The sequence below is a fragment of the Gloeobacter violaceus PCC 7421 genome (assembly GCF_000011385.1).
Taxonomy (GTDB): domain Bacteria; phylum Cyanobacteriota; class Cyanobacteriia; order Gloeobacterales; family Gloeobacteraceae; genus Gloeobacter; species Gloeobacter violaceus.
Genome location: NC_005125.1, coordinates 3,857,697 through 3,873,449, shown reverse-complemented (window position 1 = coordinate 3,873,449; position 15,753 = coordinate 3,857,697). Strand labels below are relative to the sequence as shown.

The window sequence follows — 15,753 nt, the reverse complement described above, 5'->3', positions numbered from 1 at the left end:
GGTTGAATGTATTTCCTAACCACCGTCCTCTTCGCGCAGTCGGCGGGTCATCAGGGCTGCGAGCGCTTCGGTGGGGGGGCGCAGGCCGCCCAGGACGGCGCAGATTTGATCGGTAATCGGCACTTCAAGCGCGCTGCGCTGGGCGTATTCGGCGAGGATGGCGGCGGTTGCCACCCCCTCGGCGGTCCCTTCGAGACGCTCAAGAACAGCTTCTAGAGATTGGCCTTTGCCCAGGCCAAAACCCACCTGGTAGTTGCGGCTCAGGGGACTGTTGCAGGTAGTGAGCAAGTCCCCCAGACCCGACAGACCGTAAAAAGTCTCGGCAAGTCCCCCCCAGTGGGTGCCTACCCGGATCATCTCGGCCAGACCGCGGGTGATAAGGGCGGCCTTGGCGTTGGCGCCCAGGCCCAGGCCGTCGCTGACCCCGGCGGCGATGGCGATTACGTTTTTGAGCACGCCCCCCAACTCCACACCGCGCCAGTCGGCACTGGTGTAGACCCGGAAGCGTTCGGAGGCCAGGCATTGCTGGATGCGTCCGGCCGCCTGGCCGTCGGCGCTTGCCACCACGGTGGCCGCCGGCAGCCCGGCGCGAATTTCAGCAGCCAAATTCGGTCCGGACAGCACCACCAGCGGATGGTCGGCAAAGCGGGCCTGCCAGAGGCTGGAGGCGGGGCGGGCCGTGCGGCGATCGAGCCCCTTGGTGGCGTTGACCACGATCACCCCCGCAGGCAGCCCAAGGGCTATTACCTGATCGATCACCCCGGCCACCGCCGCCATCGGCAGACAACTGAACACTGCCTCCGCCTGGGCCAGAACTTCACCCAGGGCCAATGCTCCCGAACGCGACCACACCCGCACCTGATGATCCTGGGCCGCAGCAAGGTCCGCCAGGGTCGTTCCCCAGGCGCCGCCCCCGAGTACGGCAATGCGCATCAGGGTTTTTCGGATGGAACCGTCTCGCCGGCAGGAGCGGGGCTGATAATCTTCGGGGTGATGCGCACGTCGGTGCGCCGGAAATTGTTGATCGCATCGTCGAGGCCGCGGTCGCGGTCGCGCTTGTATTGATCCATATTGCGGACGGAGCCCATGTTGGCCTGGTGGATGAGATCCATCATGTTCAGGCCACCGCCGGGGGTGCCGAAGGTCGTGTCTCGCTCGGAACCGGGCTGCGGCTGGCCGGTCGGGGTGTTGGGCGTCACAGTCGAAGTCGATTGGGCTTCGGCCGCCGCCGCATTCAATACCAGCAGGCCCAACAGACAAAGAAGTAGGCGCATAGAACTCACCAGCATGAGGCGACTTGGAACTATCATACGCACGAGACGGTGGTTTGGGGCAGGCGTCCGTTTGGACCGGAGGACGCATTATTACTTTATACAATTCGTGGCTGGACCCCTGGTACAATCCCTGGCTGATTTTCGCATTGCCGTCCGCACCCAAGGCCCATTGCCCTTTGCCACAGGAAATACCGATGAACCCAGCACACTCCCAGCGTTCCTCTTTGGTCCGGACCCTCGCGCTTTTGGCCGCGACCTTTGGGCTCGGGGCCGCCCTCTCCCCCGCCTGGTCCCAAACCGCTGTGCCCGATAACCTCGGTTCGGGCCTGAAGGAACTGGTGCAAAGCTACCTCGGCGCACCCGAGCGCTTCGAGCAACTGCGTTCCAACCGGCGCCTGGATTTTCAAGGCGATCGGGTATTGGTGGTGATCTACCCCGACGGGCGGGTGCCACTTGCCCAACTGCTGCCGACGCTTCAAAAACTGGGTGCCCAGGTGGTGGCCGTCAATGCCCACTACCGGGCCGGGGCCATTTCCGCTTATCTGCCCCTCGGGCGCGCCGCCGAGGCGGGCCAGGCGGCCGGGGTGAGTGCTGTCGCCCTCTCCCATAAGCCGGTCACCAGCGTCGGCCTCACCACTTCCCAGGGAGCCGTGGTGCACACACCGGCAACGGCGCCGGCAGCACCGATCCGAATTTCTTTCGCATCGGCCTCGGGGGCAGCGGCGTCACCCTCACCGCCATCACCTCCGCCGGACCAAGTGCGCCCGCCGCAACGCTCACCCTCACCTTCACAAGCTTCAACTCCGGCGACACCCTCAACTTCGGCATCGACCGGGATCTGGCCACCGGCGGCTTCGGCAACTCCGCCGACCCCCTGGCCGGCGCCACTTTCACCGCCACGACCTCCACGGGCACCCTGAGCGGCACCTTTGCCAATACTATTGGTAGCGGCTACACGCCCTTCGACGGTTTTGGTCTGGTCGACGCCCAGGCGGCAGCCGATTCGCTGCCTTAGTCCAGTGTCGGGCTGCGGAGGAGCACCCGCTGCTTCGCAGCCTTGTTCAAGTTTTCCGAATTTTTTCATATTTCTTCTATCGCAAAAAGTCGACTCAGGTAGAGTATGGATGCTCTCCCTCACCAAGGAGGTCCGTGTGAGGAGCCCCTTCCCCTTCTATCGTCGCGCAGAAATTGTTGAACTTTTCTCGACCTATTTGAGCTGGAACATGGGCCGTCCGGCGGGCTGGATCGCCGACGCCCAGCTGCAATCGAGTATCGAACACTCCCTCGGCCGCCTTGCGCAGGCGGATGCCTCGCGACGCTTCTGGGTGCTGTACTGGCATCGCATCTGGCAGGACGACCAGACCGTCGGTGCTGAGGCGCGCCGTCTGGCGGCGCGCCACCTGTGCGCCTATTTGCAGGAAGCCTGTTACCGGGCGGCCCACCGGGCCAGTACCCGCTTTACCAGTAGCCGTTTTGAGGTGTTCGATTTGTTTCAGATCGGCATGCTCAAGTGCGATCGGGTTTTGCGCGGTTTCCAGCCGGAACGCGGCGACAGCCTCGACAATTACGCCATCTCGGTCTTCCACAGCATCATCGGCGAAGCGTTGCGCCAGCATCAAGAAGCCGACATCAGCTCGCCTTGGGCGCTGTTGCGGCGGGTCACGCAGCGGTTTTTGTGCGCATCGCTCAAGCAGGTGTCCTACGATGAGCGCGCCATCCGCTGTTATGTGCTCGCCTGGATCTGCTTTCGCGAACTGTACTGCCCGGCACCCCGGCGCGATTCCGCCCGGCTTGCAGACCCGGATCCGGCCACCTGGCAGAGGGTCTGCGCCCTGTACCACCGCGAAAGCATCGGCCAGGGCCTGGCCGCCGGAGCGCCGCCCACCCCGCAACTGCTCGAGCAATGGCTGCGGCAGTGTGCGGTGGCTGTCCGCGCGGCGCTCGTTCCGGATATCCGTCCGCTGGGGGGTGCGTCCGGGGACGGCACCTCCCTCGACCGGCTGGAGACGCTGCCTGTCGTCCAGCAGCCGTCCGAATTCGAGCGACTAATCGCCGAGGAGCAAGAACAGGAGCGCGAGGCGTTGCGCGAACGGCTCAACGCGCTTTTGGGCGAGGCAATCGTCCGAGTGCAGCCGCAGGCCGACCGGGAGCTGTTGCGGTTGTACTACCAGGGTGGGATGACCCAGAGCGAGATTGGCGAGCGCTTTGCCATCAGGCAATGGACGGTGCACCGCCGCCTCAAGCGCCTCAAGGCACAATTGCTCGAACAGCTGGCCCCACGCTGCGCGCAGGTTCTGCATAGGCCGCTTTCGCTCGCCCTACTCGAAGCTATAGGCACAGTTCTGGAGGAGTGGCTGCAAGCCTACCACGGCGACCACGGCGAATAACCGCGTCGATCCTTGCGATGGCCGTCGCCGTCCTTTTATCTGCGGTATCACTTACTTGCGTTGTACCCATGGATTCGAACGACCTCTGGCTTGAAGTATCTGCAGCGGGACAAGAAGCCGCCCGCCAACGCGCCGAGCCGCTCGGCACCCCGGCGGCGGTCTGGCGGGCTTATCTGGGTGGGTTGGCGCTGGCGGGGGTGTTGGACTGGTTGGGTGAGGCGGGCTGTGCGGCCCGGGTCTGGCCCGGGGATGATGCCCTGCCAAGTTTCTGGCAATGGGTGGCGGGGACGGCCCTCGCCGTCGGCGAGCGGCGGCTGCTGGTGGTTGCCGGCGAAGAACCGGCGGCCGACGAACTGTGCGTGCCGCAGGAGTGGATAGATATTCCCACCTGGGCGGCGGATTACTACCTGGCCGCCCAGGTGGCGCCGGAGGCGGGAGCGGTGCAGCTTTGGGGTTTTATCAGCCACCGCCGCCTCAAGGAAGTGGCCGTTTACGACGCTCAGCGCCGTCAATACTGCCTGATCGCAGGCGATCTGGTGCGGGAGATGGCCTGTCTGCCGGCCGCTCTGCACCTCGAGCTGGCGGAGCCGACCCGCGCCCCGCTCGCCGCCCTGCCGACCCTGCCGCTGGGCCAGGCCCGGCAGTTGCTGACCCGGCTGGGCGATCCGGCCCTCTCGATGCCCCAGTGGACGGTGCCGTTTGGCCTATGGGGGGCGCTGATGGCCCACGGCGGCTGGCGGCAAAAACTGTACGAGCTGCGTCAGGGCCTGCCTGAACAGCGCTCGGTACCCGACTGGATTCAAGCGGGTGTCAGCCCGCTTGGCGAACTCGCAGGCTGGCGGCGCTGGCGGCTTCGGGCCGAACCGGAGGGTACCCGTGCCCGCGGACTCGCGCCTGGGGCACCGTCCATGGGCGTGCTGCTCACGCGTCCTCTGCGCATCGCCGGAGGCGACTACGAACTGCAACTGCAGCCTGTCGAATCGCCGGATGTTCCCGTCTGGCGGTTCGAACTGCAGGCGGCCGAAGCCGGCGCACCGATCCCGTCCGGCTTCGTGCTGCGCCTGTTGGCTGAAGACCTGCAGGCCTTTGTCAACAACGAGGATAGTGCCGAGCAACCCGTCGAGCGACTGTACGTCGAGGTGGCGGTCGACCCGGGCGACGCCCTCACCTGGGAAATCGAGCCGGAGCCGGAAGGTTTCGACCGGGAAATTTTGTGGTTGGCTTGAGCGCCCTGTCGCTTTCATCGACGGCAAATATGTAAAAAATTGTGGCTGAGATCCGCCCAAAGGTGCGGCTTAAATCGATTTTTCGTTGCAATATCCCATCCGAATATGTGGCCGCCAGGTGGCGTTGATGGCTATCAATGACGCTGGGAGGTAAGTTCATCAATGTTCGACGACTGGCGCATCCGATATCTTCTTGAATGTCTACCACAAATTGCTTGGACTGCGAGGGCAAACGGTGCTCTCGATTGTTGTAACAAGCGAGCCCTGGACTACACGGGCATGAGCGGAGAACAGCTGCAGGGTTGGGGGTGGAAGGCGGTTGTCCACCCGAAGGATCTGCCCAGTTGTCTACAGCGTGGGTACAAAGCCACGCGCACCGGCACATCGTACGCTATGGAATATCGATTGCGCGCCGGCGATGGGAATTACCGGTGGCACCTGATGCAGGTGCAGCCGATCCGCGACGCCGAGGGCCGAATCGCTCAGTGGTTTGGTACCTGTACCGATATCGACGCCTACAAGTCCTGTATCCGGCCCGCGTCCGACGGCGAGAGCGGACAGCACGAAAGCTAAAACCGCTTTTCTGTGCATAGATGTTCTGGGGGTTGCCCTACAAGCAGGCAGAGTGCAGGAGAGGCGGAGCCGGGAAGGCCCGGGCGATGCCGCGCCGAAGGTACGAAAGGTACGATAAGGAGAAGCGATGCCGCCGTTGGGTCTGCGCACCAGCCGAGACGACCGCCTGCAGCAGGCGGAGGTGGGAAGGCTCTGGATGCTGATGGTCGGCATCGATACCTACGCAGATCCCGGGCTGGGAGGGCTGGGGTGCGCCGTCTGCGATTGTCGGGAACTGGCCGCGGCCCTGGCGGAGCTCACCGGCCGCTTCGAGCGGCGTGTGGAGTTGGTGCACCACGGGCAGGACGGACGATCGCCGCGGCTGGAGGCGGTGCGCGCCAGTCTGGCGCAACTGGTCGCCGAGGCGCAGCCTGAGGACACGGTGGTGTTTTATTTTTCCGGCCACGGCGTGCTCGACCGGCGCTGCACCGAAGTGTTCTTTTGCCTGGCCGATACGCGCCTGGGTGCTCTGGAGCAGACCGCCCTCGGACTGCCGGAGTTGCTGGGATCCCTGGCCAGTTGCCGTGCGCATCAGCAGTTGCTCTGGCTGGACGCCTGCCACAGCGGCGCCGGGTTTGTCCCGGCCGGAGCGATGCAGGCCGACGATGCGGCCGGCCGACTGGTGGCGGCTCTGCAGCGGCATGCCCCCCAGCGGCGCAGTCTCTACGCGCTGCTTTCGTGCGACGCGGGCGAGCGCTCGTGGGAGTTTCCCGAACTGGGCCACGGCGTATTCACTTACTATCTCATTCGCGGTCTGCGCGGCGAAGCGGCGGACTGCCAGGGTGTGATCGATATCGACGGCCTGTACAAATTTGTCTACTACCAGACCCTGCGCCATATCGATCAGATCAACAAACAGTTGCGCCTGTTGAACCGCCAAAAAGGGCGCCGGGGCGAGATCGAGCGCTTTCGACTCCATTCTCTACAGACACCCAAGCGCTTCGTCGGCGGGGTGGCCCCGGTGGTGCTCGGCCGCGCGCTGCGGGCGGCAGGGGCTTCGCAGACTCGCCGAGCGCTGGTGATCGAATCGCCGGTCGGTCGGGGCGTGGGCGTGAAACTCAGCCGCGAACTGGCCCGCCTCGGTCGCTTCGACATCCGCTACTGGTCTGCCGAATCCGCCCCCAGGCAGTGGCTGGCCCGGCGACTGGCGGGCGATTCGCCGGTGGCGCGGACGGTGCTGGTGTACCTCGGGGGGCGGGTCGTCTGCACTGGGGCCGGGGATCTGCATCTCGATCTCGGCGGCACCGCCGTGGGCCTGTTGTGGTTGGGTCAGCAGATGCAGGCGGGACGCCCCGACCGGCGCATCTGGGTTTGCGACTGGGTCGTGGAGCCCGAGAACCTGGAGGCGGTGCGCCGCTGGATACAAAGCCAGCAGCAGCCGCAAACCCTTGGCTTGTGCCTGATGGCCGGGTTATCGGCACCCGACGAAGCGGGGCGATTCGGGGAGGCGCTGGTGACCACCCTGGCCGCCGCCGCGGCCGGATTGAGCGCGGCTGAATGGATAGCCCAATTGCAGGACCAAACTGCCGCAGAGACCACGCACTTCGAAGGCTGGCTTTCTGGGGTCGAGGGAATCGTCGAGGTGCTCCCCGGCGATTCGGCGGCACCTTTTGACACCAGGATTTGCCCTTATATGGGGCTGAGGGCCTTCGCAGAAGCGGCGGCCCCATTTTTTTACGGGCGCGGTCCGCTCGTGGCCCGGCTGCTCCATGGGCTGCAGGAGCGGTCGTTTGTGGCGGTGGTCGGCGCGAGCGGCTGCGGAAAATCGTCGCTGGTGCAGGCGGGGTTGATGGCACAGCTGCGCCAGGGGGGCATGATTCCAGGCAGCGGGCGCTGGCGCCTTTGCACGATGCAGCCGGGCACCCACCCGCTCGCGAACCTGATCGCCCGGCTGGGGGAATCGGGGGCGATGGGCGCCGGCGAGACGGAGCGCCGGGAGTTGGAGGGGTTGGTGTATCTGGGGGCGGAGGGATTTGTCCGCTGGCTGCGCACCCGGCCGCAGCCGGTGCTGGTGCTGGTGGTCGACCAATTCGAGGAGCTTTTGACCCTCAGTGCCGCCCTGGAGTGCGACCGATTTGTCGAACTGGTGCTTGGCGCCCTAGAGCATGCGCCCGATCGCTTCAAGCTGGTGATCACGCTGCGGGCGGATTGTGCCGAGGGCGCTTTGCGGTTGCGGGGATTGCACCGGCTGCTGGAGCGCTCGGTGGTCTACCTGTCCGCCGAACTCAGCCAGGCCGACTACCGCGACATTATCCTCAAACCGGCCGCCCAGGTCGGCCTGCAGGTGGAGCCGGAACTGGTGGAGGTGCTGCTGCGGGACCTCGAGCGCAGCCGCGGCGAACTGGCGTTGCTCGAATTTGTCCTGGAGCAGTTGTGGGAGCGGCGCGCGGGCGGTTGGCTCACTCTGCGGGCCTACCGGCAGCAGATAGGCGGCATCGAAGGCGCCCTGGAGCGCAAAGCCGAGGAGGTTTTCGGCGCACTCTGCCCGCAGGCCCGCGCCTGCGCCCACTGGCTTTTTCTGTCGCTCACCCAGTTGGGAGAAGGCATGCCCGACACCCGCAGGCGGGTGCGCAAGGCGGATCTGCTGGTGCCGCGCTACGGCCCGGCTCTGGTCGAACAGACGCTTAAAGCCTTCAGCGACGCGCGTTTGATTGTGATTGGCACCGAGGAAAACAGAGGGCAGGCCGCCGGCACCGGCATCGAGCGCGGCGCCGCTGCCGACGATGACATTGCCGGGGCCATCGAGCAGCTGCATGCCGAGGTGACCGTGGAGGTCGCCCACGAGGTGCTGATTCGCAACTGGTCGACTTTGCGCTGGTGGCTTGAGGAGAACCGCGCCAGATTGCGGGTGCAGCGACAGATCGAGCAGGCGGCGCACCTGTGGTTGCAAAGCGGCCGCAGCGACGAATTTTTACTCAGCGGGGCGCGGCTGGCCGAGGCTGAGGAGTTGCACCAGGGCTGTGCCGACGAGCTGACCGCCACCAGCAACCGCTTCATCGAGGCGTGCCTGGCGCAGCGGGCAGCCCTGCAGCAACGCCAGCAACGCGCGCTGGTGCGCACCAGGCTGGCGGCCGGGGCGATGGGAGCCCTGGCGCTGGTGGTGGCGGTGTTGGGCGGGGTGCTCTTCAAGCTCGTGGGCGACCTCCAACACAACGAGATCGCCACCCATACCGCCTACGCCCGCAGCTTCTTGAGCACCCACCGCGGGCCGGAGGGTCTGCAGGCCGCCCTCCGGGCCGGCAGACAGCAGTTGCAGACCCTGTCCGCCGACACCGGGCAGACCCGCCAGACAGAAAGCATCCTGCGCGAAGCGCTCAGCACCGTTCAGCAGTGGAATCGCATCGAGCATCCGCAGTGGGTGACAAGCGTCGCCTTCAGTCCCGGCGCGGCGCTGCTGGCGAGCGGCAGCGTCGACGGGCAGGTGCGGCTGTGGCGTCCCGACGGCACCCTGGTGCGCAAGATAGCGGCACTCGCCAGCAGCACCGATCACAAACCCAACCTTCAGGTGCGCTTCAGCCCCGACGGCGGGCTGCTGGCGGTGGCCCGCGACGACGGTATCGTGGCGCTGCAGCGGTCCGAGGGCGGACCGGTGACGACGCTGCGCCATCCGCGCGGTGTCTACGACGTGCGCTTCTCGCCCGGGGAGGCGACCCTGGCCACCGCCAGCTCCGACGGTTGTGTGCGTGTGTGGAGCATCGAAGGCCGGTTGCTGCGGACCCTGGCCGATCCCGGCAATCCGGTATTTGCCCTGGCCTTCAGCCCCGACGGCGACTTGATTGCCGCCGCCTCGGCCGACGGCGCCATCCGGTTGTGGCGGCGCGACGGCCGCCTGGGCGCCACGCTGCGCGGTCACCGCGACTGGGCGCTGGCGGTGGCTGTCAGTCCCGATGGGCGCGTCATCGCCTCCGGCGACCGCACCGGGGCGGTCAGGCTCTGGAGCCGGGAAGGCCACGGGCTCAAATCCCTGCGCGGCCACAGCGAAGCCGTCTTTGCGGTCGCCTTCAGCCCGGACGGTGCGCTTCTGGCCACCGCCGGCTTCGACCGCACCGTGCGGCTGTGGCGGCCCGACGGCACTCCCGCCGGGGTGCTGCAGGGCCATAGTTCCGACATCACCTCCCTCAGCTTCGGTGGCGACGGCCAGACCCTCGCCACCGCCAGCCTCGACCGCACCGTGCGGCTGTGGCGGCTGCAGCCGCCCCTGCGCCGAACCCTCTATGGCCACACCGACGGGGTGCTGAGTGCCCGCTTCAGCCCGGATGGGGCGCTCGTAGCCAGTGCGGGCGACGATCGGACGACTCGCCTGTGGAGCCGTGACGGCAAGCCGCTGGCAATCCTGCGCGGCCACGCGCAGGCGGTGATCGAGGTCGCCTTCAGCCCCAAGGGCGATCGCCTCGCCACGGGCGGCGGCGACGGCACGGTGCGGCTATGGCGGCGCGACGGCACCGCCCTCGGGCAGTTGAGCGGGCACAGCGGCCCGGTGCACTCGCTGCACTACAGCCCCGACGGACAAATCCTCGCCGCCGCGGGCGAGACCGTTCGCCTCTGGAATGCGCAGGGGATATTGCAGGCCGCCTTTGGAGGCACGCCCGGAGGTGTGCTTGAGGTCGCCTTCAGCCCCAAGGGCGATCGCCTCGCCACGGGCGGCGGCGACGGCACGGTGCGGCTATGGCGGCGCGACGGCACCGCCCTCGGGCAGTTGAGCGGGCACAGCGGCCCGGTGCACTCGCTGCACTACAGCCCCGACGGACAAATCCTCGCCGCCGCGGGCGAGGAGGGCATGGTGCGGATTTGGGAGGCCGACGGCCTTCTGCGGCAGAACTGGGCCGCCCACACAGACTGGATCGGCGCGCTCGCCTTCAGCCCCGACGGCCGCACCCTCGCCACCGCCGGGCACGATCGCCTGGTCAAGTTGTGGAGTCTTGACGGGACGCTGCTCAAAGTGCTCGAGGGGCACACTGCCCCGGTGACGAGCGTCGGATTCAGCCCCGACAGCCGGACGGTGATTTCCGCGGGCCTCGACAAAACCGTGTTGCTCTGGAATGATTGGCAGCTCGATATGGCGGGCCTTGTCGCCCGCGGCTGCAATTGGCTTGCAGCCAGTTCCGACAACACGCCCAACCGCCCGTGCAAATATTGATTAGTCGCCTGTGCCGAACCGGAGCCAAAGACCGCCTATGCCCGTACTGCTTTATCGACTTGCCTGGGGCCTGCTCGCGATGAACATGGCCTGGCGGGGGTGGGAAGCGCCTGCGGCGGCCGGGGAAACCCCAAAAACTCCCCGACCCGCCAGGGTGACGCCTGGCGAGCGCCCGGTTCAAAAACCGGCCGCGCCAAGTCAGAACTTCTTCAAGCTCGTGCGCACGCGCGATCGCCGCCTGCCGGCGCAGCGGGTCAGGCACCTGCGCTCGGCGGGATGCGATCTACCGGTGCCGGCGCCGCTGACCGCCCTGGCGCCCAGAAGTTCGCCCGGATTGACCCAGGCTGCCCATCCCACCTTCCTCTGGCACCTGCCGACGGTGGGCGCCTCCGCCCCGCCGGTGCTGTTTACCCTGGAATCGCGCGAGGGGCACCTTCTCTATCGTGCCCACCTGGACACCAACGGCCTTGCCCCCGGCGTCGTCGCCCTCGCTCTGCCGTCCGAGGCGCCGCCGCTGGCCCCGGGCCGGGATTACCACTGGTCGGTGACGCTGCTGTGCGATCTAGACGATCCCTCGGCCAATGTGACGGTGGATGCCTGGGTCAGCCGGGTGGTGCCGGGCGTTGCCTGGAGACGGCGGCTGGAGCAGGCGCCGCCGGCGGCACGGACCGCTTTGCTGGCCGAGGACGGCTACTGGTACGATCTGCTGCCGGCGCTGGCAGCGCTGCACCGCACCGCAACCGGCGCACCACTTGCCGCCGGGCGCTGGCAATCGCTGCTGCGCTCCGAGGGACTCGATGTGATCGCCGGTGCCCTGCCCATACCGATGTTCACAGGGATTGCGCAATTTCCTGTGGCCTTGAACCAAATTTCTGCTCCGAACGTCCGACCCTAGACCCGCGGGTTCATCTATTCCCCTCCTGCGCCCTGAGCCATGGCCGCATCCGAGTATCAGCCGCCCCACCGGCTTGCAAGAGGGCTGGCGTCGCTGGCGGCGGTTCTGCTGCTGGTGAGCTGTCCCAGAGCACTTTTCGCCCAGGACCAGGCCGTGGCCGAAGCGGACCGCCTGAGCGCTCAAATTCAATCGTTGCAGGCGGCCGGGCGGTTCGCAGAGGCGATCGTTCTCGGTCGGCGGCGGCTGGAATTGCTGGAGCAGACGCTTGGAGCGGAGCATCCGCAGGTGGCCGACAGCCTCAACAACCTGGCCGTTTTGCACGGGGTGCAGGGCGATTACACCGAGGCGGAGGCTTTGTTCGAGCGGACGCTCGCCCTGCGCGAGCGCACCTTTGGCCCGACGCACCCGCTGGTCGCCAAGGGTCTCTATGGCCTGGCGATGCTCTACGGGGCGCGCGGCAACCTCACCGAAGCGCAACCGCTCGCCGAACGGGCCCTGGCCATCCGTCGCCGGACCCTGGGTGCGGACCACCCGCTGGTGGCCAAGAGCCTGCACGGCCTGGCGATGCTGCTGATGGCCCGCGGCGCCGGCGATGCGGCGGCAGAAGGGTATTTTCTGGAGGCGCTGGCGGTCTGGAAGCAAACCCTGGGCGAGGAGCACCCGGAGGCGGCCCGCAGCCTGCACGGTCTCGCGATACTGTGCCGGTTGCGGGGCGAAGTCGAGCGGGCCGAGGCGCTGTTCTTGCGCGTTCGGGCCATCTGGGAAAAAGCCTACGGTCCGGACCACCCGGATGTGGCCCGCAGTCTGCACAGTCTGGCCGGGCTCTACCTCGATCAAGGCCGCCTGGACGAGGCGGAACCGCTGTTTCGACGCGCCTTGGCCATCCGCGAAGCCTCGCTCGGGACGAACCACCCCGGTCTGGCCCAGTCGCTGCAGGGTTTGGCACAGCTCGCGGTCCGCCAGGGGGAGCCCGAGCTTGCCAGAACGTCGATTGCCCGCGCCCTTGAGATCCAGGAGCACAATCTGGCGGATTCGCTCGCCGCGGGTTCAGAACGCCACAAGCGCGATTACTTGCAGGTTCTGGCCGCTGCCGCCGACACGGCCATCTCGCTGCACCTGCGTTCTTCCCCCGCCGACCCTGCCGCCGCCCGGCTGGCCTTTGCGACCGTCCTGCGGCGCAAGGGCCGTATCCTCGATGTCCAGAGCGGCAGCCTCGCGGCATTGCGCGCGCACCTTGCCCCCGCCGACCAGGTGCTTCTCGACCAATGGACTACCGCCCGCACGCGGCTTGCCACCCTGGCTTTCGGGGTTCTGGGCGAGGACGCACCGGTATCCGCCGCCACCGGTGCGGCGCAGTCTTTGCAGCGCGAAGCCGAACGCCTCGAAGCCGCCCTCAGCCGCCGCAGCGCCGAATTTGTCGCCCTTTCCGCTCCGGCCGACCCGCAGTCGGTACAAAGGCAGATTCCAAGCGCAACGGTCCTGGTGGAATTGATCCTCTACCGGCCGCTCAACTTGCAAGCCACCCGCTTCAGTGAGCAGTTCGCCGCGCCGCGTTACGCGGCCTACCTGTTCGACGGACGCGGCGCACTGGACTGGGTGGATCTGGGGGAGGCCCGGGCGATCGACGCGACAGCCCAGGTCTTTCGCAATGCCGTGCGCAACAGCGCCCTGCCGACAGCCGAACTCAAGGCCGCCGCCCGCCGGCTCGATCGAGCACTGATGGAGCCGGTGCGCGCCAAACTCGGCGGGCGGCGAAGGCTGCTGGTCTCCCCCGACGGGGCGCTCAATTTGATCCCCTTTGCTGCTCTGGTGGACGAGCACGGTCGATTTCTGGTGGAACGCTTTACCATCCAGTACCTCGGTTCCGGCCGGGATCTGTTGCGGCTGGCCCGCCCGGCCACTCTTCGCCACCCACCACTGTTGATCGCCAATCCGGATTTTGACCGGGCGGATGCCGTTGTCGATCGCCTCGCTGCTGCGGGCAAAATCGACACGCGGGCTGGAAAGTTTGATGCACTCGGTTTTGCGGCCCTCCCTGCCACCGCCAAAGAAGTCGCAGCCCTTGCCGAACTGCTGCCGGACGCACGGGTGCTCACCCAGGCAGCGGCCACCGAAAGCGCCCTCAAGCGCTCGTCCGGCCCAAGCATTCTGCACATTGCCACCCACGGCTTCTTTTTGCACCCGACTGCCCAGGCGGAAAATCCACTCTTGCGCTCGGGGCTGGCCCTGGCGGGGGTAAACGTCCGTAAAAGCGGTGGTGACGACGGTGTGCTCACCGCCCTGGAGGTGGCCGGGCTCGACTTGCGCGGGACCCGACTTGCCGTGCTCTCCGCCTGCGAGACGGGACTTGGGGATGTCGAGAGCGGTGAGGGCGTCTATGGTCTAAGGCGCGCCCTGACCCTGGCGGGAGCCGCAAGCCAACTGGTGAGCCTCTGGCGGGTGGAGGACACCGCGACCAGGGATCTGATGGTCGGTTTCTATCGAGAATTGCGCGCCGGGGCAGGCAGTGACGATGCGTTGCGCCGGGTGCAACTGACCATGCTCCGTAGCCGCAGTTTCCGCCATCCCTACTACTGGTCGGCCTTTATCCCTTCCGGGGACTGGCGGCCCATGGCTGAATTGTTTGCGCGGCCGGGGCGGCGCTAAAACGTGTACAGCGGCCAGCCGTTATCCGTGCAAGTGAAAAGCGCTCTACTAGTCGATGAGCTTTTCAAGAGCCTGCTGTAGATCCCCAGTCAGACGCTGAACGGCCTGCCGGGCGGCCGAGCGGCTGGTGTGATAAACAGACCAGCGTTCTGTGACTGAGATGGGCTCTCCGACAGAGATCCGCGCCTGTCGCCAGCCCAAGCGGGGCCTGCGCGGGTTTTTTTCCCCTTTGATGCGCGAAACCAGATCAAAAAGAATCAGCGTCGTTTCGGCAAAGCGTTCGGCGGTCGGCCGCTCGCGCACATAGCTGCCGGTGACGGCCACGAAGCTCTCGACCAGACGCATGTGCTTGACCGGCAGAATGGCCGCTTGCGCCACCCAATCCGCCAGATCCTGCTCCAGCCGGGAAAGCCTGCCCAGAGCCAGCAGATCTTCCCGGTAGGTGTCTATCCAGCCCGCCTCCTCCAGCTTGCGGCACCGCTCGGCGATCTCGCCGGTAGATGCGATGCCGAAGTGCCGTTCGGCGGTGCGTAGAGCTACGTCGAGCAGTGCCTGCAGACGCAATGCCAGTTGTGGGTGGGGATCGCCCGTAAGGTCTGCAATCTTTGGGCTCAATTCCTCTAGTGGGCGATGGTTGAAGCGGCTATAAAACTTTTCCATCGTGTCGAGCAATCGTTCAGCAAGACGCAGTAGCCGTGCGTAGAGCGCTTCTTCAAAGCCATCCCGGGCGCGCGGATCAAAAGGTGGAGCAGGCGGCAAGCCGCAGTCGGCTTCCAGGCGGCCCATCAGGCGGTCCAACTGTGCCCAGGGCGGCTTAGGATAACGGTATTGAACGCCAATCGGCACAATCAGCACTTCCTGGGAGCGTTGGGCTCTGCGCAAATCATCTACGCACCAGAAGCCCAACTGGGCGACCCCAGGTTCCAGGGGACTGACGATTTCGCTGTGGCCGTTGGTCGCCCCTTCCGGAGCGATGGTGATCGGCATGCTGCCGTTTGCAAAAAGTTCGCGGGCAGCGCGAATAGCGGTCCAATCGAGCGCCCGGCCGCGGTGGATGGGCATTCCCCCCAACCGCGAAAAAAGCCACTCCAGCCAGTTGCCGGCCCACAGCGGCATCCCTCGGTCGTAGAGAAAGTGCGTGTGCAGGGGAAGTTGGAGGGCGATTTTCTGCCGGCGGGCCACCCCGGGCAGAATGCGAGAAAACAGATACATTAAGGACATCGGATCATCGACTTCGGGGTGGCGAAACGCCATCAAAAAGCGAACCTCACCCGCCTGAAACCGCTGATAAAGCTTGACCAACCCTTCGGCATTTACCGCCTCAATCCGGGCGATGCCCGCCGGCAGCCAGGGCCGTGTGCGAACGCGCAGCAGGAACGGCAGCACCCAGTGCGAGGCCCGCACCACCCCCAGGCTGAGCCGTTGGGGGACAAATTCGAGGCGTGGTCGGACGTAACGCATGGCGGCACCGAGCCCGGGAACGGATTGAACAGTCTAGGAGAGCACCGACACGATTCGGCCGATTGCCGCCGGATTAATACTGATACTTCTGGCCATCTGCCCAAAATGGGTCGAC

General features: G+C 66.3%; 10 protein-coding genes. 7 read left to right on the top strand and 3 right to left on the bottom strand.

Going from position 1 to position 15,753, the window contains the following annotated elements:
* Positions 1 to 15 precede the first annotated feature (15 nt).
* The gene (locus tag GLL_RS18910) at positions 16 to 933 is read right to left on the bottom strand and encodes an NAD(P)H-dependent glycerol-3-phosphate dehydrogenase (protein ID WP_011143656.1); all 918 of its coding nucleotides are present in this window, start codon (positions 931 to 933) and stop codon (positions 16 to 18) included.
* Positions 933 to 1,274, bottom strand: coding sequence for a hypothetical protein (locus GLL_RS18905; RefSeq protein WP_164929353.1), 342 nt, complete (start codon positions 1,272 to 1,274; stop codon positions 933 to 935). The genes GLL_RS18910 and GLL_RS18905 overlap by 1 nt, the downstream gene beginning before the upstream one ends.
* 194 nt (positions 1,275 to 1,468) lie before the next feature.
* Between GLL_RS18905 and GLL_RS18900 the strand changes: the two genes are divergently transcribed.
* From GLL_RS18900 to GLL_RS18870, 7 genes are all read left to right on the top strand, one after another.
* Positions 1,469 to 2,194 (top strand): hypothetical protein, encoded by a 726-nt coding sequence (locus GLL_RS18900; protein WP_011143654.1) that lies wholly within the window; start codon positions 1,469 to 1,471, stop codon positions 2,192 to 2,194.
* Between the two features lie 231 nt (positions 2,195 to 2,425).
* Positions 2,426 to 3,661, top strand: coding sequence for a sigma-70 family RNA polymerase sigma factor (locus GLL_RS18895; RefSeq protein WP_164929352.1), 1,236 nt, complete (start codon positions 2,426 to 2,428; stop codon positions 3,659 to 3,661).
* A gap of 68 nt (positions 3,662 to 3,729) precedes the next feature.
* Positions 3,730 to 4,887, top strand: a complete 1,158-nt coding sequence (locus GLL_RS18890) for a DUF1822 family protein (protein ID WP_164929351.1) — start codon at positions 3,730 to 3,732, stop codon at positions 4,885 to 4,887.
* 162 nt (positions 4,888 to 5,049) lie between these two features.
* Entirely contained in the window at positions 5,050 to 5,460 is a 411-nt protein-coding gene (locus tag GLL_RS18885) for a PAS domain-containing protein (protein ID WP_011143651.1), read from the top strand.
* Positions 5,461 to 5,587: 127 nt separating this feature from the next.
* Positions 5,588 to 10,636 carry a caspase family protein gene (locus tag GLL_RS18880; protein ID WP_011143650.1) on the top strand — a complete coding sequence of 1,683 codons (5,049 nt, stop codon included), beginning with the start codon at positions 5,588 to 5,590 and terminating at the stop codon, positions 10,634 to 10,636.
* Between the two features lie 37 nt (positions 10,637 to 10,673).
* Entirely contained in the window at positions 10,674 to 11,531 is an 858-nt protein-coding gene (locus GLL_RS18875) for a DUF928 domain-containing protein (protein WP_164929350.1), read from the top strand.
* Between the two features lie 39 nt (positions 11,532 to 11,570).
* Complete coding sequence (locus GLL_RS18870) at positions 11,571 to 14,177, top strand: CHAT domain-containing tetratricopeptide repeat protein (protein WP_011143648.1); 2,607 nt, start codon at positions 11,571 to 11,573, stop codon at positions 14,175 to 14,177.
* 48 nt (positions 14,178 to 14,225) lie between these two features.
* On the opposite strand, the gene GLL_RS18865 is transcribed toward GLL_RS18870, so the two are convergent.
* Positions 14,226 to 15,638 (bottom strand): glycerol acyltransferase, encoded by a 1,413-nt coding sequence (locus tag GLL_RS18865; RefSeq protein WP_011143647.1) that lies wholly within the window; start codon positions 15,636 to 15,638, stop codon positions 14,226 to 14,228.
* Positions 15,639 to 15,753 lie beyond the last annotated feature (115 nt).